General features: G+C 52.9%; 18 protein-coding genes. 6 read left to right on the top strand and 12 right to left on the bottom strand.

All coding sequences use genetic code 11. The annotated features are described in order from the left end of the window. The 3 genes from V5J35_RS00315 (at position 1) to V5J35_RS00305 (ending at position 6,275) form a co-directional block, all read left to right on the top strand. The gene (locus tag V5J35_RS00315) at positions 1-1,131 is read left to right on the top strand and encodes a ParB/RepB/Spo0J family partition protein (protein ID WP_354011675.1); all 1,131 of its coding nucleotides are present in this window, start codon (positions 1-3) and stop codon (positions 1,129-1,131) included. Positions 1,132-1,157: 26 nt separating this feature from the next. Beyond that, complete coding sequence (locus tag V5J35_RS00310) at positions 1,158-1,754, top strand: hypothetical protein (RefSeq protein ID WP_354011674.1); 597 nt, start codon at positions 1,158-1,160, stop codon at positions 1,752-1,754. 309 nt (positions 1,755-2,063) lie between these two features. Continuing rightward, positions 2,064-6,275 carry a hypothetical protein gene (locus V5J35_RS00305; protein WP_354011673.1) on the top strand — a complete coding sequence of 1,404 codons (4,212 nt, stop codon included), beginning with the start codon at positions 2,064-2,066 and terminating at the stop codon, positions 6,273-6,275. A gap of 52 nt (positions 6,276-6,327) precedes the next feature. Here the strand turns inward: V5J35_RS00305 and V5J35_RS00300 are convergent, their stop codons facing one another. From V5J35_RS00300 to V5J35_RS00270, 7 genes are all read right to left on the bottom strand, one after another. Further along, on the bottom strand, positions 6,328-6,621 hold the full coding sequence (locus V5J35_RS00300) for a PAAR domain-containing protein (RefSeq protein ID WP_354011672.1): 294 nt from the start codon (positions 6,619-6,621) through the stop codon (positions 6,328-6,330). An 80-nt stretch (positions 6,622-6,701) separates the two neighbouring features. Continuing rightward, a complete protein-coding gene (locus V5J35_RS00295; protein WP_354011671.1) occupies positions 6,702-7,868 on the bottom strand; it encodes a lipase family protein in 1,167 nt (388 codons plus the stop codon). A 28-nt stretch (positions 7,869-7,896) separates the two neighbouring features. After that, entirely contained in the window at positions 7,897-8,310 is a 414-nt protein-coding gene (locus V5J35_RS00290) for a DUF6795 domain-containing protein (protein WP_354011670.1), read from the bottom strand. A gap of 81 nt (positions 8,311-8,391) precedes the next feature. Then, on the bottom strand, positions 8,392-9,018 hold the full coding sequence (locus V5J35_RS00285; RefSeq protein ID WP_354011669.1) for a DUF6931 family protein: 627 nt from the start codon (positions 9,016-9,018) through the stop codon (positions 8,392-8,394). Position 9,019: 1 nt separating this feature from the next. Further along, positions 9,020-10,879 (bottom strand): type VI secretion system Vgr family protein, encoded by a 1,860-nt coding sequence (locus V5J35_RS00280; RefSeq protein WP_354011668.1) that lies wholly within the window; start codon positions 10,877-10,879, stop codon positions 9,020-9,022. Between the two features lie 83 nt (positions 10,880-10,962). Next, positions 10,963-11,451: an Hcp family type VI secretion system effector gene (locus tag V5J35_RS00275; protein WP_354011667.1), complete on the bottom strand. Its 489-nt coding sequence runs from the start codon at positions 11,449-11,451 to the stop codon at positions 10,963-10,965. 205 nt (positions 11,452-11,656) lie between these two features. Next, positions 11,657-13,909, bottom strand: a complete 2,253-nt coding sequence (locus V5J35_RS00270) for a PAN domain-containing protein (RefSeq protein WP_354011666.1) — start codon at positions 13,907-13,909, stop codon at positions 11,657-11,659. Between the two features lie 252 nt (positions 13,910-14,161). Between V5J35_RS00270 and V5J35_RS00265 the strand changes: the two genes are divergently transcribed. Continuing rightward, positions 14,162-14,530: a VOC family protein gene (locus V5J35_RS00265; RefSeq protein ID WP_354011665.1), complete on the top strand. Its 369-nt coding sequence runs from the start codon at positions 14,162-14,164 to the stop codon at positions 14,528-14,530. 7 nt (positions 14,531-14,537) lie between these two features. Here V5J35_RS00265 and nagA read toward each other — a convergent pair whose 3' ends face one another. The 5 genes from nagA to V5J35_RS00240 are packed head-to-tail and all read right to left on the bottom strand — an operon-like array spanning position 14,538 to position 20,000. After that, on the bottom strand, positions 14,538-15,695 hold the full coding sequence (gene nagA, locus V5J35_RS00260; protein WP_354011664.1) for an N-acetylglucosamine-6-phosphate deacetylase: 1,158 nt from the start codon (positions 15,693-15,695) through the stop codon (positions 14,538-14,540). Further along, entirely contained in the window at positions 15,685-16,962 is a 1,278-nt protein-coding gene (locus V5J35_RS00255; RefSeq protein WP_354011663.1) for a D-tagatose-bisphosphate aldolase, class II, non-catalytic subunit, read from the bottom strand. Before V5J35_RS00255 ends, nagA begins: the two co-directional genes overlap by 11 nt. A gap of 44 nt (positions 16,963-17,006) precedes the next feature. After that, positions 17,007-17,834 carry a carbohydrate ABC transporter permease gene (locus tag V5J35_RS00250; RefSeq protein ID WP_354011662.1) on the bottom strand — a complete coding sequence of 276 codons (828 nt, stop codon included), beginning with the start codon at positions 17,832-17,834 and terminating at the stop codon, positions 17,007-17,009. After that, on the bottom strand, positions 17,818-18,756 hold the full coding sequence (locus tag V5J35_RS00245; protein ID WP_354011661.1) for a carbohydrate ABC transporter permease: 939 nt from the start codon (positions 18,754-18,756) through the stop codon (positions 17,818-17,820). Before V5J35_RS00245 ends, V5J35_RS00250 begins: the two co-directional genes overlap by 17 nt. An 11-nt stretch (positions 18,757-18,767) precedes the next feature. Then, positions 18,768-20,000: an ABC transporter substrate-binding protein gene (locus V5J35_RS00240; RefSeq protein WP_354011660.1), complete on the bottom strand. Its 1,233-nt coding sequence runs from the start codon at positions 19,998-20,000 to the stop codon at positions 18,768-18,770. A gap of 230 nt (positions 20,001-20,230) precedes the next feature. On the opposite strand from V5J35_RS00240, the gene V5J35_RS00235 reads away from it, so the two are divergent. Together V5J35_RS00235 and agaR are read left to right on the top strand one after the other, a co-directional pair. Continuing rightward, positions 20,231-21,352 (top strand): ABC transporter ATP-binding protein, encoded by a 1,122-nt coding sequence (locus tag V5J35_RS00235; protein ID WP_354011659.1) that lies wholly within the window; start codon positions 20,231-20,233, stop codon positions 21,350-21,352. Beyond that, complete coding sequence (gene agaR, locus V5J35_RS00230) at positions 21,349-22,134, top strand: transcriptional repressor AgaR (protein WP_354011658.1); 786 nt, start codon at positions 21,349-21,351, stop codon at positions 22,132-22,134. Before V5J35_RS00235 ends, agaR begins: the two co-directional genes overlap by 4 nt. The last annotated feature ends 2 nt before the right edge of the window (positions 22,135-22,136 follow it).

Here is a 22,136-nt window from a genome sequence, read left to right as displayed (position 1 = left end):
ATGGGATTTCTGGACAAGGTAAACGCCAGAAAACAGGCGAAAAAAGAGCAACCCGTTAAAAGCAAAGAGAGTCTGAACAAATTATTGTTGGATGATGACCTGGATGACAGCCTGACGCCGGATGTGGATATTGCCTTCCGGGCGAAGGAGACCCCGGACGACAAAATTCTTGAAGGTGAACGCATTATCCAGCTTGATCCTGCCCTGGTGATGAACAAAAAGCAGGTTCGCAAAAAATTCGACCCTGAGTACATCAGCCAGCTGGGTCAGACCATGAAAAAGTACGGGCAGTACTCGCCCATTATCGTTTCACCGCCCAATCAGGACGGGCTGTACGTGATACAGAAAGGCGAGTGTCGCTGGCGTGGCGCCAGAGAGGCGGGTATTTCGCTGGATGCGGTGGTGCGTGAAGCGCCTGCCAGCAAGAGCCAGGAGATTATTGGTGAACTGATCGAGAACATTCAGCGTTATGAACTGGAATGTCTGGAACTGGCAGAATCCATCCACGAGCTGAAGCAGGAAGGCATGACGGTGGAAACCATCGCGGCTGAGATCGGCAAGAGCGAAAAGTATGTGTACCGGTATGCGAAACTGATTGACCTGCCGGACGTAATTCGTGAACTGGCCGTGGACGGTGTGGTGACGGATGCGCAAACCCTGGATGAACTGCGCAAGATTTACGATGTCAGTCAGGAGCGGGCCAGTGCGTTATGCACAACAGCCAGGGCAGAAGGCATTACCCGCAAGCAGTGTGCGCGTTACCTGAAAGAAGAGAAAGCGCTCCGGAAGGTCTCCGCAAATAAAACATCGTCGTCTAATAACCAGCCTGATGCTACATCGCATTCAAAAACACCTTCAGAACCGCAGGAAACCGGTCAGGTTGCTACTGAAGAACCGGTGACAAAGCGGCATTACCAAAGGCATGACGATTATGCGTTTTTCGATCTTGACGATGATCGTCGTTTAACTATTTCGGTTCTGGTTGAGGAGAATAATATCCGGGGCAGTCTGTGTCTTAGCCGTGTGGATGAAGACACCGACTATCTCTGGATCGAAGTGGAGGGGGGCAAGATTCGTGCGCACCGGGACGATATCCGTATTCTCGGGGTTTCCGAGCAGGCGAACCATTAGAATGCGTTGCTATGAATACACTTGCTATGAATACACTTGCTATGAATACAAGAGTTAAACCCCTGTATAACCATTTCACCCTGTTCTGTGACGCGCAGGAAGCGGTTGATTATCTGAAGGCAGGGCAGGGCGATATCATCCGGCAGTCCGAAGCCGTGGCCTTTGCCCAGGATGAAGGGGTGAAGCTGGCACACCTGGCCCGGGAGCTGGGCAAGGCGGACTATCTTGTACGGCAGATGGCAAGGGTTGGGCGAAGTCTGGTGCAGCCGGTGAAAGAGATGGTGCTGAACCCCCGTCTCCGCCTGGGCTTTAACCACGCCAGGGTGATTGCCGGTTACGAACCGGATGAGCAGGAAGCCATCGCCCGGGAAGCGATAGTGCGCAGGAAAAGCGTCCGGGATCTGGAAGCGGACAGGCGCGGCTTTGATAAACGGCTGGACAAGCAGACCGAACGCTTTTATCAGCAGTTGTCAGACCGGTTCTTTATGGCCACAGGGCTGAATATCACGATTGTTCCGGACAGCGACAACAAACACGCCGGTCAGGTGATGCTGCGTTATAAAGACCTGACGGAGTTTGATGTGATTGCTGATAAGCTGGGTATTGATTTTTCGGAGTGTTGAAGTGGTTTATTTTTCTGAGGATTTCAGTCTGAAATAAATCCGGAAAAATCCCTGAAAGCCTTTATTTTCAAAGGTTTCCGGCCTGAAATACCAATGAGGAAAAAAAACGCTCCTGAACGGCAACGCCAGCTGCCATCATCACGATAGAGCCACGTCTTCCACAACTCCAGACTAAGGCTATACTTGCTTCCTCAAAAGCCACCCGGTCTGGGAAATTTGTATTATTTGCCGGTTAAAAAAAATCTTAAAAAGTTTGGCCTCATATCCGGATTTGCTATCCGGAGGTTCGGGGCTACCCGGCTGCTTTTATTGCTTGCTTTCTGCCTGCACCTTGTTTTCTGCCTGAACAATGCCTTTGCTGATACCGCTGATAACGGGCTTCATGATCAGGAACCCTTTGTAACCTGTCAGGAACAGCCCCCTGCTTCCTTCTCTATTGGTTCACTGACATTTGTTCTGGATGTGGACTTCCGGAGCCTGAAAACCACAGTGGATGACATTCTGCAAACCATGCTGATGCTAAAGCTGGCGCACGCGGGCTACCACTCTTACCGGCGCATGAGATGGCCCGGCCTGGCGGATACGCTGATACAGGCATTTTATACAGGCTGGCAAAGCTATCTGATCTTGTCATCCAGACTGCTGTTTGCAGGTCGTTGCATCGATAAGGGTGTCACTTATCTGCGCAGAATGAGGGGCAACTGTACGTTGTGGCAGGAAATGCCCGTTTATATCGAAGACCCTGAACTGGCCCGGCGGGTTTATCTGAAAGTCGTGAACCGTGGCGGTGCTTCAGCGCTGGTGATCAGAGTTTTGCCATCACAACCGGAAACGGTTGCCCCGCGACCAGTTAATTACAGGGCAATGCATAACCTGGCGGACTGGATGGAAGCACACTTTATTCAGACCGTTGAAGTCGCCGTCACTTCAGATCCGGAAACCATGGTGAACGGCAGTAAACAACTGGAACTGATACTCAATGGCAGGGAAGGGTGGAAGCTGCCACTTCCCGTATCGGATGTTTCCTGGTTGCAGGAACCCTGTCAGTTTGGACAGGAGGCTTACAGCAGTATGCATACGCTTCTGTCGCCGCAATGGCTTGACTGGATTACAGAGTCTCTGAGAAATCTGGAACAACAATCGAAACCGGGTGAGAAAGAAAACCCCGTCAAACCACCTGATCCAACACCAGTGACCCGCCATGGCAGCTCTACCACAGCAATAAACGGTGATGCCGACGAAGGCGCCCCTTACTGGATACTCTTTGCCAATGCCGACACACCTTATATCCAGATCTCCCGGCCTTCTTCCTCCCTGCCTGACTATGACCCGGGAGCTACCAGCGTGTTGGCCGCCGGCCATTCCAGCCAGATTGTGTGGCGAGATCAGGACGTGTACGACACTTTCTGGTCAGTGCAGCTGATGCAGGCTATTGCCAGTATCCGCATACAGGATACGGCACAGACGATCCAGTCGCCTGCCATAGAGGCTGAGGGTATGGTTGCGTCGGAAACGACCGGTTTGAGAGAACAGACCGATTTGAGAGAAGAGAAGCTAGTGCTTAGTGAACGGCCGCTGGTTAAAACCCCGGAGCTTCCTCCGGCAAAGAAGGCTCCGGTTGCCCAGTCTGAACCAGCGGCAGGTTCACCCGAACAGACTCCTCCGGCAAAGAAGGCTCCGGTTGCCCAGTCTGAACCAGCGGCGGGTTCGCCCGAACAGCCTCCTCCGGCAAAGAAGGCTCCGGTTGCCCAGTCTGAACCAGCGGCAGGTTCACCCGAACAGCCTCCTCCGGCAAACAAGGCTCCGGTTGCCCAGTCTGAACCAGCGGCAGGTTCACCCGAACAGCTTCCTCCGGCAAAGAAGGCTCCGGTTGCCCAGTCTGAACCAGCGGCGGGTTCGCCCGAACAGCCTCCTCCATCTCAACAGAAGCCAGAGAAAAAATCTGAATGTTCAGGCCCTTGCAAGGGAATATACCCGGCCAGTCAACTCGTTCCTGCCGGTGACAGATCCCAGGAAAAACTGTGTAAGGGCTGTGAGAGAAAACAGAACGGATCTGTTAAACAAAGCATCCAAACAGCCTCGAAGGCCATCGAACAAGTCAAAAAAGAGATCAGAAAGACACAGTATGATGTGCGTTCTGCAAAGGTCGATGAAGCGATTAATTTAATTTATGGATTTACCAAAGACCCGGATGAAGAAAAGATACGCACCCTTATCAGTACATTTGTTGATGTTTTTCTCTCGGCCAGCATGGAAGTGCTTAATTTGTTTTCACCGTCCGTGCTGGACGAATTGAAATATCACAAAAAAAATAAATACAGAAAAGATGTTGAAAACATTGTGATTGAACAGACCAAAAACAACATTGCCATCTACCTGAGAGGTCTTAACCGGCTGGCGAAATTTTATAAAACCATCACCCTTGAGTCTCTGGACAGGCTAAGAAAAAAAGAGTCAGAAACAGAGCCTCTGAAAACACCCTTTACGATGGGGTTGATCCTGTTTTATCTGGAAAAACACCACGACTATATATCCCGGGCATTGGCTGCCTTTAGTGATCGGGAAGAAGAAAAACTATTAAAAGAACTGTTCAATACGGCAACGGTCGTTCCCCTTTTGCTGGATACACTGAACTTTCTGGATGCAGGCCGCATGCAGTGGACACTGCATTACGATGAGGAAGTGTCTCAGATGGCTGGTTTATCAGAGCAAAGTAAATGGGAAGAGCTGCTTCCCACTATGAGCCGGTATTATCGCTCAAATGATCAAAAGTACCTGTTGCGGATATTTGTGACCTGGCTGGGGCAGTCTTATTACAGTCGTTCACTTTATCTGTTTTTAAGCAGCAAGCCATCTTTGAAAATTCCTGAAGAAACCATGGCTGAGATACTGTCGGGTTTGCCCGCGATGCTCAGGTCATCCATAAAAATAAAGAATGATGATTACAGTCATAAGGCATTTTCCCTTTTCACCCAGATGCCGGGTAAGGCAAAGTCCTTTTTAAAAGCGTACCTTCTGAAAAACACCGCCTTCAGGGAGGATTTTTACAGCAGTCTGTATTTGTATTTATATTATATTCACTACCGTTATCATCAGCGTGTCCCGGGTTACACCGAACACTTTATCGAACAGGGCTACCCGGCTTATTTCGATGAAGATATCCGCAGGCTGGACCGGCTGTTTGCCGATGAGTTCCCGGCGTTGGAAAAACAGCAGCCCCGGAGAAGCCCGGACAGTGTATTAGAGGAACACAGACGCAGACTCAATATCCGGGAAGCTGAAGACAGGCGTACGGTTGAGAGAGCCGAACAGGCGCAAAAAAGACGTTTTGAACGTTACCTGAAGGACGTATCAAAAGAGAAAGAAATCAAAGATGCCAGGGACAGAAAAAAGCTTGAAAAAGCCCGCAACCGGTTTTTTATCCCCGACAACGAGGCAAAACCAGAGCCTGACGATAAACCACAGACGACGGATCAGACCATTGAGCTGGCTGCTATGGAATCCCCGTGGGAAATCGGCATGAACGAAGTGGCTGAGTCCTACGCGCAAAAAGATTTTGCTTATTCCATACAATGCATTAATAAGGCCATAGACCTTTCATCCGATGATGAACAGCTCGTATTAGCCAGTTATGAAAAAGCCAGCCTTTACGCGAATGAGTTATTCAGAAAAACCAGGGAAGCTATGAACTGGCTGAACAACATGGGACGGTACGAAAGGATCGCTGCTCAGCTGGACATCCACTTTATAACGGATTTAATCAACCGGCCCGAACTGCCCTTAAAGGAACGTTTTGCAATGCTTGAATTACATAACATTCAATTCGCAAGCCGGGAGGATCGGGAGAATTACATTACCAATGCCGTCCGTTTGCACAGGGAAGTCAGCAAGGAAATCGAGTCATGGCGTGATTTGGTTGCTGACATGCTCAAGACTGTAGAGCTGCTGAACGAAAGACTCGAATTACTGGACACAGTGGATCAGTTGCGGGTAGAAGGTGCTTTTGTTTCAGAGGCAATGATCAGGGCGACCGCTGCATTAAACCGCCTGAAGCAGGCACCTGCTGAGATCATGGCGACCGAGCAGAAAACAAAGGACTTTGTTACCGCTTTAGGGGTATACGGGGCTAATAACGTCACAAAAAAATCAAAATCAAAAGCAAAAGCAAAAGCAAAAGCGAAAAAAAAGCCGCCTTCACTAGGCAGGACATACAAGAAAATCGAATGGGTCATTCCTGACCTGTCTCCGGTTGATACCCTGATCGGGCATCTGGCCTCTCCTTCAGAAACGGCAGAATCGGAACCGGTACCTGAAAGTCGAGCAACTGCCTTTCCAACTGACTTGATGTTCCAGATGCAGGATTCAGATACGGCCACCAATGAACCCGATACCGCAAAACCAAAACGAAAGACTAAACAGCCGAAGCCGCCCACTCTCTCTGATTTTGGTGATAAAGAATTTTATCTGCCAGAGGAAATGTGGTGGATGTTGGAGGAAAAGTCGCCTGGTTTAACTGAGTGATTAAGGTTTTTCTTAATGTGAACAGCACTAGTAATGGCTGAGCGCTTCATCATCAGCCTATCAGCACTGTCGGCGCGCCTGCCACCACCTTTCCGCCGTGGCTTGTTGTATCTCCCAGTCGTGCAGCCGGTTTGCCGCAGAACATCACGGTGGTGCTGCCCATGGCAATGCTGTCCGGGGGGCCGCTGCAGACACAGGCACTGCCAACCGTTGCTGAGGGCAGGTTGGCAATCAATACCGTTGCCCCGCCGGCCACCGATATCGGACCGCCCACATGGGGAACCGGGCCGGGGTTGGTCATGGGGCAGACATGCATATCGGTCACTCGTGCGGCAGGCATTCCCATTGGCGTTCTTCCTGATTGTTTTTATGTTTGTTCAACGGGTTGGCAGTGGTCTGGCACAGACTGAGGGCTGTGCTATTCAATTAAGTCGTCTGGGTAATAAAATTGACGGCCTTTTGTACCAGGCTTCGTATATGGTTTGACATGGATTGCAAAACGTAGCGAATAAGTCTCAATGTCAGGTTTGCCCCCTTCCTTATAGTGATTCCGAGTGACCTCGCCATTTTGGTAATCAACCGAACAACCCAGCCAGAGACTGCCTCTGGTGCTGTCATCCCTCTGTGAAGGATATAGGCTAACTGGTCCAGAATTGTTGTTGCTGTTCCAAAAGCCGTTTGCAAGGTAACTCCTGTTGCTTTAAGCACCTTGCGTATGACATACCCAATGGCTCTGCTGAATAGCTTTATCGTGTTGGCGTTTAAGCTGGCGAAACTGTCGGAAGCAAGCCATTGTTCAATAACAGTATCTTCTATCGTCTCTTTGTATAGCGAACCCAGTGCTTCCCAGTCACTGGAGCCGATTGTATTAAGGTATTGAGTGATCTTGTGATATTCGGGGTTGATATAGTGACCACGACCGGGCAGGTAAAAAGAGTCTTCTTCCAACAGATGCATGAAAGGCCAGACAGGCACCATAGGAACAGGGTCTGTATTGTGGTAAGCCCGGTATATCCCTACTGAAGGCTGGTTTTCGAAGTAGCTGACATAAGGCAACATACCGACTCTCGGGCAGCCAAAAGTATAAAGATTAATCTGTGAGCCAGAGTTGGTTTGCACTGCCCACTCAGCTGCCAGCGTTGCCAGAGCCCCCCCAAGGCTATGCCCAATGCAATGCACGGTATTCACCGTTGTGGGCTGCTGGGCAAAAAACTGTTCAAGCTGAGGTTGTATGGTTTTGAATGTTTTATTGAACCCAAGATGAACGATGTGGCCGTTGTTAGAGCGTGAGAAACCAGCATTCAGGTCTGTCAGGACATCATACCCCGATGCAGTGCCACGCAGAATAATAAATACGTCGTCTGAATAAGCCCCTTTCCCTTGCGAAACAATACCAAAACTTGTCGTCTTATTGAGAATCAAACCACCAGACTTGCCCTGTAGCTTATTTTCAATACCCAGGTCGAAATAAGGTTTATAAGTTTTCAGAACAGCTTTCAAACGTCTGTTGATGTTTAAATCCAGGTTATCATTATTAACAAGATAGATATCTGAAGCCATCATCACGGATAGCTTTGCAGGTAAAGTAGACATAGTTATCCATTGTTATCAAAGCTGATCATTATTCTATGATTTCACATCTTGTGCTTAACAGGCTTGCGCCGAACCTATGAGTGCTTTCGTCCCGGCTTAATTCGCACTTCAGGACAGTTTTTCCACCAAATTCGACACCGGGTTCTTCAGACCTTTTGACTGCGTAAAGTATTTCTGTGTATTCCCCGTCAATGTCTATCTGAACCAGAGTTGATGCTACAAACTCAAGCGGCAGAATGCTTCTTACCAGTGACCGCATATAAAGAGCAGGTAATTTAAACTCACCTGATGCGCTGGTCGTTGTGCTATCGCTCTTTTCACCCACATTGTCCCACTCAACCTGGCGGGTTATTTTTGCACCTCTTACTGGCTTGCCATTATGAGTAACGGTGACACTGAGTTCAGACGCTATGCAGGCTTTTCCTGCATCTAAAATAGACATAGCCGCTCCTGGTGATGACACGAATATAAGAAAAACAAGGCTGATAACATTTCGGATCATTGATGGTTTCCTGAGCTTCCGCTAAACCGTGGCCGGGTCCATCTCCGGTGCATCCAGCAAACTTAAAACATCGTCGTGTATCATCCCTTTGCCACCACGGGCAAGGTCAAGCCCCTGACTCAGAAATCGCTGGTAGTTCCGGTTGATGGCTTCTTCCGACTCAGCCACTGCCGCCAGGCCAATCGCCCCCGTAACCGCATGGGCATAGAGGTAGGGTGGGGCAGCCATCGGGGGCGCACCCTCATCGGCAATACTGCCCACACTCCAGAAGGCTGCGGTGGCAACCCAGCAGTCCGGTGTCTTGTATTTACCCAGTATCGCCAGTTTTTCAGCCTGCTGGCGCAACTCTTCAGTGGGGTTGCGTACCCAGCTTTCAGCCACCTGCAGGGTTCTCTGTTGCAGTGCGTCGGTATCCGGCGTATGGGTAAAACGCGCAGCCAGACAGGCCCACCAGATGCCTTCCCGTTTCGGCAGGGCATGGGCAAGAAAGCGCGCGCACTCAAGGTAGTGCTGCTGCTCCAGCAATACCCGTATAAAGGCTTCCGGTGTCATATCCTCAGTTAACAGAGGTTCCAGTTCGTCGTCCAGCTCATAACGACTGGTGACCTGGCTGGCACGACGGGTGTCTAACTTTTTTAATGCAGGCATATTAATTCACCTTGACCAGTGCGCCTTTGACGGAGGTAATGGCTCCTCCTTTTACATCCATCATGGCACCCGCCTGAACCTTGGTATTGGCGGAAGATTTGGATTCGATCTGGGTGGCTTTAATGGAGATACCGTTTGGGTCTATCTTGATCACCGACGTACCGACCTTTAACGTGATGCTGGTTTTCGACTCAATGGTCACAGCACCTTTGACCGTGGTTTTCTGGGTTCCCTTAGTGACTTCCTTGGTCTCGTTGCCGTCGCTGACGGTAACGGCGCGGTTGTTTTTGACGTCGATGGTCTGGTTGTTTTCAACGGTTTCCGTGTTGTCGTTATGGACCAGCACTTTCCAGTCTTTGCCCGCCTCGATATAAACCTCTTCGGACCCTTTTTTATCGTCCAGACGCATCTCGTTAAACTGGCTGCCTTCCCACTGGGTTTTCCAGCCGCTCTGGGTTTTGGAATAGCCGGGACCCGGATTGTCGCTGTTGTATAAGGCACCGGTCACCACCGGCCGGTCGGGATCACCATTAAAATATTCAACCACCACTTCCTGACCAACGCGGGGTACAAAACTGGCACCCCACTGGTTGCCGGCGAAGGACTGTGCGACCCTGACCCAACAGCTGTCCTGCTGACTTTTCCAGGGAAACTGCACTTTTATCTGGGTATGGGCATCCACATCGCCCTGTTCTCCGGCGGCCTGCACCGCAATCACCAGGGCAGAGTGGGGCGCATGAATCATTCGACGAAACCGGTCCGGGTCAGGAGGGCTGTAGACGTCGGCAGGCTGGCAGGTAAAGCGGTTAGTGTACCGGGTCTCCAGATCATTGCCGTCTATTGCATGATGGCTGATGGCAGACACCAGATAATCGCCGCTTTCGCTGCTGATGCTATGATCCAGCTCAAACCGGGAACCCGCATAGAGTTCACAGCAGCTGCTCTGGCCATTGGCCGTGTCGAATGTACCTTCGTGATTCAGGATGGCGTTACGGGCTTTCTGTTTGGCGTTGCTTTCCGTCAGTTTGGTCTGATTGTCGGTTTTTTTCTCGTAATGAAAGCGGCCATAGTACTCACGTAAAGGCTTTTCACTGCTCAGCGCTTTATGGGTGGTGGCGTCTTTAATCTCTTTTTTCATCCACTCCGATGCGGAGAAAGGCTGGTTATCCCGATACTCGACACTGGCCGTGTGATAACGGTAATGCCGCTGCCATTCCGTCACGCTGTTCTCCAGCGGGCTGCTGCCGGTTCCGGTAAAAGGGACCGGCGCAGACAGTGCTGATGAATAGGCGCTGGACTTGTCCGCAAGGCAGAAACGATGAGCCCCCCGGGCATGTTCAAAATGGAAGCACACCCCTTCTTCGGCCAGCAGCCTGGCAATGAACTCAAAGTCCGTCTCTTCAAACTGGGTACAGTAACGTCGCTTGACGTAACTGCCTGAGGTGTTTTTGCTGAGGGTCACGCTGGTGTAATCGGCCAGCACTTCCTGAATGATCTGCAGGAAATCCTTGTTCTCGAAAATTCTGTTTTGTCGGCCCAGTGTCGTAAACCACAGGGCCGGTACGATCATGGCCTGATAAAGACGACGAACGCCTTCCTGGCTGTCCAGGGCAACGAACTGGTTAATATGACCATGGATGTATCTCGGATTATCGTCACCGGAGCTGTGGATAGCCAGCGTAACGGCTTTACCCAGAATCTGCTCAGGGCTGATGTTGTCATCATCCGCCAGCAGGGTGACCTGAAAACTGAACAGTTCTGACAGAGCCTCTCTGCCTTCCAGCTCACGAACCACAAAAGCGTCTTCTCCCAGTGGCGTGTCAATGGTGATGAGTCGTTTATTCTGATTGAGGGAGGGCATAGCTTACAGACATCCGTATCGATAAACACTGACAGGCAGGGACATCGCTGTCCCTGCCGTTGGAGACAGAAACCGTAACGGCTTCAGATCGGCTCAGCCGTGGTCAGGTCGTAACCGACTTTCATATTCTGCTTGTTCTTGTTGGTCTTGTCGGCGTGGGAGAGGTCGCCTTCAATCCGGGCAAAACTCAGGGTGATGGTTTCCGTTGGCGCGCCGCCGGCAGAAGCTCCAATGCTGTAAGACGACACAATGCAGTCTTCCAGAATATAACTGGCAAATTTCTGCACCGCTTTGGCACCGGTTTGAACAATGTCAATCTGTACCTTCACCCCGTCAGAACCGGTAACAGACTCTTTGAACAGTCCGCCTGAAGAAGCGTCCAGCATTTTTGTGAGCGACACTTCACTGAGCGAAGGGCGGCTGGCCTCACGGTTGGCCATGGCACCTGACTCCATGGTGATACTGCGACCGACCCCGAAGGAGAAAGAGTCTACTTCGATCCAGTTTTCATAACCTTTTGCTGTCACATTACCGGCGGGTGTTTTGTTGTTGTAGTTAAGGTAAATCGCCACGTTTGAAGTCCTCTTTCAAATAATGGGTGCTAAACAACTTTGACAAACAAAGTTGACTGACTGTTATCTAACCAGAATGAAAAGCCATCGGAAAGGCTTTACCACACCTATAAAAGCGACTCTGACACTATTTTTTACCATGAATATTTTTTCATCACCGGGGGTGACGAAAAAATATTTCATTCGCTCATGGCTGTTTATGTGGCTAAAGCGGTGACTGGCCCAGACTGTTGCTGATCCTTACGTCGTCGAGTTTGCCGGAGAATGTGGCGATGCCGCCGTCCTCGCCCTCGCGGATATCCGGTAGCGCCCCGAGGTAGAGCGAGCCTGCGCCGCCGCCGGTGGGCAGATGGCTGAATGAGAGCGTCTCTCCCAGTTGCGAGCCGTCCACCACAAAGCGCAGGGTGTTATCCCGGGCGCTGCGAATCACCTCAATCTGGTGCCACTGCTGAGGATCGGCTACGGCGGCTGTCGAGGTGAGGATAACAGTCTTTGCCTGCGCTTCGGCCTCGGGCTGGTCGAAATATTCCCACCTCATCTGTAAGTGGCCGGCTGTCGTGTAGGACAGAATGTAGCTGTAGTTGGCCAGCTCTTCACTGAAGACATCCTGCCAGCTTTTGCTGGTCAGCGCTCCGTCGGAGTCGCCAAAGGCGACCAGCACATTATCGAGGCTGTCGCTGCCCAGCTCACCGTCTGCCTCTGCCCAGAGCTGCAGGCGCAAGTCCCCCAGAACCTGAAACACATGATCATTGAGGCTCCTGGAATCGGCGAAACCCTGGCCGTCGAGGATCAGCACGTCGCTGCTGCGGTCACTGTCGAAGCCGCTGTAGGCCCCCACATTGAAATTAAGCGCCACGCCCTTAGAGAGAGGCGAGCCGGACTGGTCTGACTGGGCGTTGCCGCCATCAAAGCCATACCAGGCCAGTTCGCCGGTGGGCAGACCGCTCTTATCAGCCACGGTAAAGGTGTCGAGGGCTTCGGTAAATGACCAGCCATCGATGCTACCGTTGCTGTCCCCAAAGAAGGTGCCGGTGGCGACACCGTCTTTGATGACCACCTCCATAAAGCCATGTACCCGCCGCTGGGGGGTGGCGCCAAAGACGGTATCACCGCCGCCGGTGCCGACAATCACCTCCGAGGTGCTGGTGTGAGGGTCCGGGCGGTTGGGATGATAGGAGTGCATGTGGCCGGTAAAGAGCGCGTCAGCTTTGGCGCTGCCGCTGTCAAAGCCCCTGGCGATGGCCTGCCACCAGACTGTGGGCGTGCCTTTGGTGAGGGCGATGGGGGAGTTGAGTTCGCTCATCTGGGTGGTGATGGAGTGATGGGTCATCACGAACACGAACTCTTTCTGACGGGTGGACTCCAGCGCCATGACGCTGCGGAACCAGTCCAGCGCCTTAGGCTCGCCGCCGATGATCTCGTAGCCGCCGGAGTGAGTGTGGCTTTCTCCCGACAGGGCATCCCGGTCGGTGGTGGCGGAGATCACCCGAATGTTGGGCGTGATGTCGAGGTAATAGTCCATCCGGTCCATGCCGGTCACCGTGTCGCCGGGGTCGGCGGTGGCGATGTTGGGTACCGGCTGGCTGTCGGGAAGCCAGTTGAAGATCTTCTGCCAGTCTTCATTGGTGGCAGAACGCCCTGGCAGATCGTGATTGCCGGGGGTCATGATACGACGGTCGCCCAGTGCGCTGGTCAGGGATTTCCATTCATTGAAGGTGGAAATTGTGCCGGTGGCTACCAGATCGCCGGGAAACAGCACCGCGTCGGGGCTGCGGGCGATGATGTCGCTGATCAGCCGGGGGACGATGGGTGCTACGCCCGGGTTGCTGTTGCCCTGGGTATCGGCCACCACAATCAGGCGAACAGTGTCGTTGGTCCTTCGGCTGTAATGATCAAGAGGGTCACCGGCGTAGTCGGTCTTGAGGCCGCCGACACCGATGTCGGTAGCGCGCTGGTCGCTGAGGTCGCACCACTGATCCGCCTTATGGTAATCGAAGGAGACGCACCAGCCGTTTTCTGGGTCGTCGCAGGCGGCGGCGCACTGGGCGACGGTGACGTTACTGAGGCGTTTAACGTTATGACCCCAGATGGCGGCGTTGGCGGTATGGATAAACCCGTCCGGTACAGGGGGGCTGGGCTTGAGGCTATAGTGGTCGAGAGGGTCACCGGCGTAGTCGGTCTTGAGACCGCCGATGTCCTCGGCGCGCTGATCGCTGAGGTCGCACCACTGCCCCGCCTTATGGTAGTCGAAGGAGACGCACCAGCCATTGGCCGGATCGAGGCAGGCGGTGGCACAGGCCTCGGGACTGACGTTACTGAGGTTCTTGACGTTATAGCCCCAGATAGCGGCATCAGGGGTATGGGTGAACTGGTCCGCAGAGGCCGCCAGCGCGGAGCTTGCCAGAGGCAGACTCAGCAGTGCCAGCAGCAGTGCCGTCGTTCGGGAGCGAATAGACATGGTGATTCCCTTTATTGTCATCGTTAGTCCTTTAACAGTCATCTTGTGAGAAGTTGAAAACGAACAACGGATACACTAAACGGGCGGCGTGACAGAGATGTGTCAGAAGGGTTTCAGGGAGATGTCGTCAGGATGACAGGGGTGGACTGACAACTCGCTGGAAATGCTGTCAATAAAAGACGGCAGATGTTACTTATTATGTCTGTGGTTATTATTTCATAAAGGCTGTCGTGTAACTTATCAGGGGGAAATATGATCGGCTATATCACTGTGGGTACGAATCATTTAGAACAGGCCACCGCCTTCTACGATGAACTGTTCAGTGAAATGGGAGGCTCCAGAAGCTATCAGACCGATCACCTGACCGCGTGGGGTTTTGGCGAAGGCCGTCCCGCTTTCACTGTGGCTCAACCCTTTGACCAGAACGAGGCGACCGTCGGGAACGGCGTCATGATTGCGCTACCGGTTAAAAATCCGGCAGCGGTTGACCATCTGCATGCCAGGGCGCTGGCGCTCGGGGCGAGCAGCGAAGGCGATCCGCACCTGAAAGGAAAGAATTTCTACGTGGGCTACTTTCGGGATCTGGATGGTAACAAGCTGAATTTTTTCTGCTACACCTGAAGCAGCGTTACCGCTGATACACCAGATGGCCATCAACCCAGGTCGAGCTAACAGAAAAGTCCTTTCCGGTTGCCGCTATATTTGCCCGTTTCCCGGGGTGGATACTGCCTGTTTTCTTATCAATACCCAGATAGGTGGCCGGGGTCAGGCTCGCCATGTGAACCGCATCCAGCGGACTGACACCTGCCAGCTCTATCATATTGGCGACCGCTGTATTTAACGACAATGTACTGCCAGCGAGCGAGCCTTCCCGGGTTCGGGCAATCCCGTCCACCACCTTAAAGGCCATGGAACCTAAAGCATAATCACCATCGGGCATCATACCGGCGCAGGTACAGTCGCTGATCAGTGCGGTCTGCTCGCGGCCCTTGATGCTGACCACCAGTGACAGCACCGCCGGATGCACATGAATGCCATCAGCGATCAGTTCCGCCAGTACTCCGGCCGATGTCAGTACCGCTCCGGTACAGCCTGGCTCGCGGTGATGCAGTCCTTTCATGCCGTTAAAAAGGTGAACACCGCATCCGGCACCCTGCTTTATGGCAGCCATGGCCTGATCATAGGTAGCATCGGTGTGTCCCATGGATACCTTTACACCCTGTTGCCGGAGAAAGGCAATGGCAGCACCGGCTTCCGGCAGTTCGGGAGCAAGCGCCACCTGCCTTAACGTATTTCCGGATGCCCTGATCATGGCTTCCAGACGTTCCCTGACCGGGGCGAGAAACAGACGGCTGTCGTGCGCTCCCTTATTCCGGTCGGTAAAGAAAATCCCTTCACTGTAGATACCCAGCAGCTCGGCACCGGGTTGTGGCCGGTTCACCTGTTCGCCTAGTCGTTGCAGGCAGGCAAGGGTTTCCTGCCACTCTGCCGTTGCTGTAGTCGACAGAAAACCGGTAACCCCCCGGGATGCCAGCAAGGTTGAAATAGCGGGTATTGTCTCGGGGTTGTCGTCCATCACATCATGACCGCCACAACCATGAATATGCAGGTCAATCAGCCCGGGGATTACCCGGCTGTGGCCCAGATCAATGACAGGGGCATCCAGCGCTCCCTTTTCCGAAGAGATTCCGGTTATCACGCCGTCTGTCACTTCCAGCCAGCTATCTGTCAGCACCCGGTCTTCCGTAAACAGCTCACCGGCAAAGAGGTGAAAACTATTGCCCATGGCAGGCTTCTCCGTAATCTCCAAGCACCTGCTGGATATGCCAGTGAACCAGGGTGCGAACATCAGGGTTCAGCCTGCCGTCACGGATCGCCTGATACTGTCCGGGCAGATACTGGCTGAGCAGCGGCTGCGGAATGCCGGTCTCCTCAAGGTTCAATAACAGGTGATCAATCGCCTCTACCGCTTCGGACTGGTTCCAGTAATAGCGAATCCGGTCGCTGTAACTGAAGCGTCTGGAAAACGCCTGCTGTTGTGCGTCGCCGGTATAGTATTTCTGCCAGTGGTCCGGGTTCGCCAGCATCAGCGAATCGACCACCTGACGGATATTGGAGCGCTTCGTCTCAGACACACAGTGTTCTTCAATGGCAGCCAGGCCGAACAGCGCTTCTCTCATGGCAAAAGTCAGCTGTGGCCCAACCTTGAGAATGGCGAAATGATCCCTGACCAGTGCCTTGTAGGCTAAAGGTGTCTGATAATCCGTGGAATGGGCTTCGTAGACAATGTTCGGTACAGTCTCGATAAACTGGCTGAGCGCCTGCGCACTGTCGGGCTTATAATTAACCACAGTCGTATGGTCGAACTCCACACCGGGTTGCACTACCAGTCCGATCACTCGTTCCCAGGCATCGGACAACCCCGCCTGTTGAAACAGGGTTTTATGGCACTCCAGGGTGTAGCGGGCGGCTTCGGGTGAGGTGACCTGTAACGCTTCAATGGTGTCAGACTCGCCCCCCGGCACCGGAACTTCTGTTCCGATCACATAGGTGACTTCTGAAGCCCCGAAACATTTCAGGGCGGTCTGTTCTGCAACACGGCACAGTTCCGCAGCCCGGCGGGCAACGGTTTCATCGCTGAGTGGTACCGGGTCACCGGCACAGCTCATGCTGGCATCCAGATGAATCTTGCGGAAGCCTGCCGCTACATACGCTTCGATCAGCACTTTGGACTTGCTCATGGCCTGTTCTGCCGGTTCATTCTGCCAGCAGTTAGGCCCCAGATGGTCACCGCCCAGCCAGATCTGTTCCCGGGGAAAACCCAGCTTCTCCCCTATGCCATAGACATAATCCCGGAAGTCAGCCGGTTGCATGCCGGTGTAGCCACCGTACTGATTCACCTGATTGGAGGTGGACTCAATAAGAACGGGGGCGTTATCGTTTTGCGCCTGAAGAATCGCCGCCTCAATAACCAGTGGGTGGGAAGAACAGACCGAATAAATACCTTTCTGCTGTCCCTGCCTGTGAGCTGCAATAATGTCCTGCAGTGTCATAACCGTTCCTGTTTTTATAGTCTTGTGTCGTTTATTTCAGTCCGTTATTTAACAGCCCCGGCCGACAGCCCGGTGACCAGGTGCTTCTGGAACCAGCTGAAGGCAATGGCCACCGGCACCGTGGTCAGGAAAATAGCCGCCATAATCTGTTCCCACTTGGGCGTATAGACCCCCACCAGAGAAGCCACTTTTACCTGCAGGGTGATATTTTCCGGCGAACGCATCACCACCAGAGCCGTGGAGTACTCGTTCCAGGCAAAAATAAAGGTAAAGGTCGCGGCCACGCTGATGGCGGGTGTCGCCAGGGGCAGAAATACCTTACGCAGGGAATAGAACCACCCGGCACCTTCCAGCCAGGCGGTCTGTTCAAGGTCCAGGGGAATGGTTCTGAAGAAATTGGTCAGCATCCACACGGCAAACGCGATGCCAAACCCGGCATAAATCAACACCAGGGCGTTCAGGTCATCCACGAGTCCCAGCCAGACCACGAACTTGAACAGCCCCACCATCAGCAGAATAGGCGACAGCATTTGCGTCACAATCAGAAAAAACTGGTACGCAGTCTGCCCCTTAAAATCAAACCTTGCCAGCGAATAAGCGGCGGGAATGGCAACAAACAGTACGACCAGCGTCGACAGTACCGTGACATAAAGGCTGTTTACCAGTGCCTGCCCAAAGCCGGTTTCGTTCCACATGGTGGTGTAATTCTCCCAGGCAAAGCGGGAGGGTATCCAGCTGGGCGGATATTGATAGACTTCGTTGCCCGGCGTCAGGGAGACGAACAGCATGACCGCAAAGGGGAACAGGATGATCAGTATCAGGGGCGAGAGCGCCAGCCAGCACATCAGGCTCCTCTTAGTGTTTTGATTCATTTTTCATCACCATTCGGGCGTAGAACACCACAAAAACCAGCAGGATGGCGAGCATAATGACCGACACCGCCGAGGCTTCACTGATTTTTCCGTAGATAAAAGCCTGCTCATAGAGATAGGTGACCAGGATCTCCGTGCTGTTGCTGGGGCCGCCTCTGGTCATGATCCAGATAATCGGGAAGGAGTTGAACACGTAGATAATATTCAGCACCACCGCAATATTGATAAACGGCCGCAACAGGGGCAGGGTGATTCTCCGGAACTGTTCCCACAGGCTGGCTCCATCGATTTTTGCTGCCGAATAAAGATCGTGAGGAATGGCCGCCAGCCCACCCAGAAAGATGGTGACGGTGAAAGGGATGGACACCAGAATACCAACGAAAATTTCAACACTGAACGCCATCACCGGATCAGACAGCCAGACAATGTTTTCCCGGATAATGCCCAGCTGCATCAGACTGTGGTTCAACATGCCGGACTGGGAATCCAGCCCCCACTTCCAGACCAGTGCGGTCATGGGCAGCGACACCGCCCAGGGCAGCATAATAATGGTGCGTGCCAGCCCCCTGCCAGCAAATGGCCGGTTCAGTATGGCAGCGACCGGTATCGAAATCAGTATCGTTCCTCCCACCACGCCCAGCGTCCAGATGCCGGTGCGCCAGAGCGCATCAATAAATAAAGGGTCTTCAAACACCGTGACAAAATGCTCAAGGCCGGCAAAGCCTTTGATCATGCCAAAACGATTGGTGTCGTGAACCGAGTAGTTCAGCAGCTGGTACAACGGCGACAGTATGACAAACAGCGCCACCAGAAAACTGGGAATAATCAGATACAGCGGCATGCGGTAGCGAATATGCTGCCGCAGCCTGTACCCGGGTGTTTCCCGACTTAAAGAAAGGGTTCCCACATCCGGCATTGTCATGGCTTCCGTGTTTATTTGATAATCCGGTTAATCCGCTGCTCAGCCTTGCCCAGCACTTTATCCGCAGGCGCACCACTGTAGATGGCCTGGATGGCGTCTGAGGTGACCGACGCCACTTCAGGCCATTCGGCAATGGTGGGAGCAAACCGGGCCTTGGGCAGCATATCGACAAAGGTGTTAACATCCGGGTTAGCGGCGAACTCCGGCTTGGCGCCCACGGCTTTCAGCACCGGCAGGAAACCTTCTCCGGCACTGAACTCGGCGCGCTTTTCAGTGGAGTACATAAAGTCGATGAACTCTACCGCACCCTGCTTGTTCCGGGAGTTTTCAAACAACACAATGGAGTCGGTCACGCCATAGGTTGCGGAAGACGACGCAGCCGGAATATTCGCGATGGACCAGTTAACATCCGGTGCTTCTTCACGCAGCTGTTTGGCCATGAAGGGCGGCGCGATAACCATACCCAGTCGTCCGGTTTTGAACAGGTTCATGACCGCTTCACGACCGTCTTCAAGAAAGCTGGGCTGGACCGAGTTGCTGCGGATCATGCGCTGAATTCGTTCAGCGGCTTTCAGGGACGCCTTGCTGGCGAGGTTAGAGCTGCCATCATCCGACAACAGGGTTCCGCCTTCAGCCCACATGGTGTAATAGAAATACACATCCGTTTCTATCTCGTTACCCTGCAGGCCATAGCCGTATATGTCTTTGCCCAGGGCATTGATCTTGCTGGCGGCAGCTTCCATTTCATCCAGGGTGGCAGGAATGGACACGCCTGCCTGACTCAGCAGGTCATTGTTAACGAACATCGCCCGGGCGGATGCGGCGACTGGCACACCATAGAGCTTGCCGTCAAGGGTGCCGGGTTCCAGGAAGGCCGGAATAAAGCGTTCGCGAATGTCCTTGTCGAGCAGCTTGTCCAAAGGTGCCGCTATGCCTTCGTCCACATAACCAACCAGCCAGCGGGTACCGATTATGGCCAGGTCGGAATTGGTGCCTGCGGAAATGTCGGTGGTCAGGCGTGTCTGCAGATCGTCCCAGGAGACTGTTTCGACCACCACCTTATGATCTGACTGACTGGCATTAAATTCTTTTGCCAGCTGTTGATAGTAAGGGTCGGTTTTAGAGCTGTATTCAGCCACGGTAAATTTAACGGTTTCCCTGGCCTGGGCTATTCCGGCTGCACAGGTCAGCGTTAAACCAAGAGCAAGTCCGTAGCTAAAGGTTTTGCAGCGTTGAAAAGTCATCTTGCAGTTCCTTTCTTTTGCTTTTCTTTTGTTATTTTTTTTAACGCCTAAATACAATTACCATTCTGGTTAAATCCTGTCCACGATTTTGTTGTAGTAACTGGAAAACGTGAATAAAAATAAAAAGCATCAGTCGCCGTGTATTAAAAATAAAATTCAAAAAGCCTTTCTTTTTGTTTTCTTTTTTCATTACTATGAAAGAAAAAACAAGATTTATACAGGGTGTAAGCATGGAACAGCTCAAGCTCAGTGGCATCACCAAGCGGTATCAGGGAACCACTGTACTCCACGACATTAACCTTGATATTCAGGCGGGCGAATTTCTTGTTCTTGTCGGGCCTTCCGGCTGTGGAAAGTCAACGCTGCTGAAAATGATCGCCGGGCTTGAGGATATTACCGAAGGTGAAATACGCGCTGGTCACCGGCTGTTTAACCGCCTGCCCCCGCAACAACGCAATATCGCCATGGTGTTCCAGAGCTACGCCCTGTACCCGCACCTGTCCATCTACGAGAACATCGCCTTCGGCATGAAGGTAAGAAAAGAACCCGCCGCCAGCTTCCAAAAGGTTGAAAAGGCCGCCGCCATGCTGAACCTTACCGATTACCTGGAGCGTCTGCCCGGTCAGCTTTCGGGTGGGCAGCGTCAGCGTGTTGCCATGGGCAGGGCATTGGTGCGGGACGCCGATTTTTTCCTGTTCGACGAACCCCTGTCCAACCTCGATGCCAAGCTGCGGGTGCAGATGCGCGGCGAAATCAAGGCGCTGCATAATCAACAGAAAAAGACCACCATCTATGTCACCCATGACCAGGTGGAAGCGATGACCCTGGCCGACCGGGTGGTGATTATGAACCGGGGGCGGATCGAGCAGACCGGTAAACCTCTTGATCTCTACGACCAGCCGGACACCATGTTTGTGGCAGGCTTTCTGGGTTCACCATCTATCAGTTTTATTCCTGCCGTCACTTCCCGGAACGGCGTGACCATTACGTCCTGCGAGGACGGTCAGCCGGTTCATCTGCCCCTGAAGGTTGAAGCCGACCAAGGGAAAGATGTCATGCTGGGTGTCAGGCCGGAAGGGTTTGTGATCGGCAAAGGCAACCTGCCGTTTGTGGTGAACTATGTCGAGCTGATGGGGGCGGAATCCAATATCTATGGCACGCTGTCCGGCTATCCCTGCACCATCGCCCGTTTCGAACGGGTGTCACTGCAACCGGGGGAGGTCATCCGGGTCGGGCTGGATTACAGCAAGGTTCACGCGTTTGACAAAAACAGCGAAGTCAGGCTGAACAGCTCTGCTCTCCCTGACCGCACCCCGGCGGCAGAGCCGGTGGCCATCATGAGTGTTTTATGATGAAAGAAACAGTGGAACGTCGGGACGACCTGATCAACCGGTTGCGCAACGACGGCAGGATCAGGGTTTCGGAAATGGTCAGTCATTATGGTGTCTCCAGTGTCACCATTCGTAATGATCTCGCTTATCTGGAGAAACAGGGCATTATCTACCGCACCCGGGGCGGTGCCATCCTGAAAAAGCAGCTTGTGGTGGAGCAGCCCGTAAACGTCAAGCAACAGGCTAACTATTCCAGCAAGCAGGCCATCGGCAAAGTGGCAGCAACGCTGGTCAGGGACGACAGCAATATTATCCTGGATTCCGGCACCACCACCTTTGAGCTGGCCCGGCAACTGGTAGACCGTCGCTTACTGGTGATGACCAACGGTCTTAATGTCGCCCGGGCGTTGTCCAGTGCTGACGAGATCGAAGTGCGGGTCACCGGTGGCACCCTGCGTAAACGTGCCGAGTCGTTTTATGGTCCCCATGCAGAAGACAGCCTGAAAAACATGCATTTTGACCAGTTCTTTCTGGGTGTAGACGGGTTCGACCTGAACACCGGCATCACGACCTATAACGAGATGGAAGCCCGTTTAAACCGCAGGATGTGTGAGGTCAGCCAGGAGATTATCGCAGTGACGGACTCCAGCAAATTTGACCGCAGAAGTGTACACGCCATCTGCAACATAACGGACATCTCACGACTGGTGACCGATCCGGGTATCCCTGACCGTTACAGAGAACTGCTCGAACAGAATCATATTGAAGTCATCATTGCCTGTGAAGGATCACAGAAGGCCTGAAC

This window comes from Endozoicomonas sp. NE40, assembly GCF_040549045.1.
Taxonomy (GTDB): domain Bacteria; phylum Pseudomonadota; class Gammaproteobacteria; order Pseudomonadales; family Endozoicomonadaceae; genus Endozoicomonas_A; species Endozoicomonas_A lisbonensis.
The sequence above is the reverse complement of the archived record's forward strand: the minus strand, read 5'-3'. Positions and strand labels throughout refer to the sequence as shown.

Bases quoted from the DNA above. Each gene is read 5' to 3' on its own strand.
- V5J35_RS00315 (WP_354011675.1), top strand. From the start codon at position 1: ATGGGATTTCTGGACAAGGTAAACGCCAGAAAACAGGCGAAAAAAGAG.
- V5J35_RS00310 (WP_354011674.1), top strand. From the start codon at position 1,158: ATGAATACACTTGCTATGAATACAAGAGTTAAACCCCTGTATAACCAT.
- V5J35_RS00300 (WP_354011672.1), bottom strand. From the start codon at position 6,621: ATGGGAATGCCTGCCGCACGAGTGACCGATATGCATGTCTGCCCCATG.
- V5J35_RS00295 (WP_354011671.1), bottom strand. From the start codon at position 7,868: ATGTCTACTTTACCTGCAAAGCTATCCGTGATGATGGCTTCAGATATC.
- V5J35_RS00290 (WP_354011670.1), bottom strand. From the start codon at position 8,310: ATGTCTATTTTAGATGCAGGAAAAGCCTGCATAGCGTCTGAACTCAGT.
- V5J35_RS00285 (WP_354011669.1), bottom strand. From the start codon at position 9,018: ATGCCTGCATTAAAAAAGTTAGACACCCGTCGTGCCAGCCAGGTCACC.
- V5J35_RS00280 (WP_354011668.1), bottom strand. From the start codon at position 10,879: ATGCCCTCCCTCAATCAGAATAAACGACTCATCACCATTGACACGCCA.
- V5J35_RS00270 (WP_354011666.1), bottom strand. From the start codon at position 13,909: ATGTCTATTCGCTCCCGAACGACGGCACTGCTGCTGGCACTGCTGAGT.
- V5J35_RS00265 (WP_354011665.1), top strand. From the start codon at position 14,162: ATGATCGGCTATATCACTGTGGGTACGAATCATTTAGAACAGGCCACC.
- nagA (WP_354011664.1), bottom strand. From the start codon at position 15,695: ATGGGCAATAGTTTTCACCTCTTTGCCGGTGAGCTGTTTACGGAAGAC.
- V5J35_RS00255 (WP_354011663.1), bottom strand. From the start codon at position 16,962: ATGACACTGCAGGACATTATTGCAGCTCACAGGCAGGGACAGCAGAAA.
- V5J35_RS00250 (WP_354011662.1), bottom strand. From the start codon at position 17,834: ATGAATCAAAACACTAAGAGGAGCCTGATGTGCTGGCTGGCGCTCTCG.
- V5J35_RS00245 (WP_354011661.1), bottom strand. From the start codon at position 18,756: ATGACAATGCCGGATGTGGGAACCCTTTCTTTAAGTCGGGAAACACCC.
- V5J35_RS00240 (WP_354011660.1), bottom strand. From the start codon at position 20,000: ATGACTTTTCAACGCTGCAAAACCTTTAGCTACGGACTTGCTCTTGGT.
- V5J35_RS00235 (WP_354011659.1), top strand. From the start codon at position 20,231: ATGGAACAGCTCAAGCTCAGTGGCATCACCAAGCGGTATCAGGGAACC.
- agaR (WP_354011658.1), top strand. From the start codon at position 21,349: ATGATGAAAGAAACAGTGGAACGTCGGGACGACCTGATCAACCGGTTG.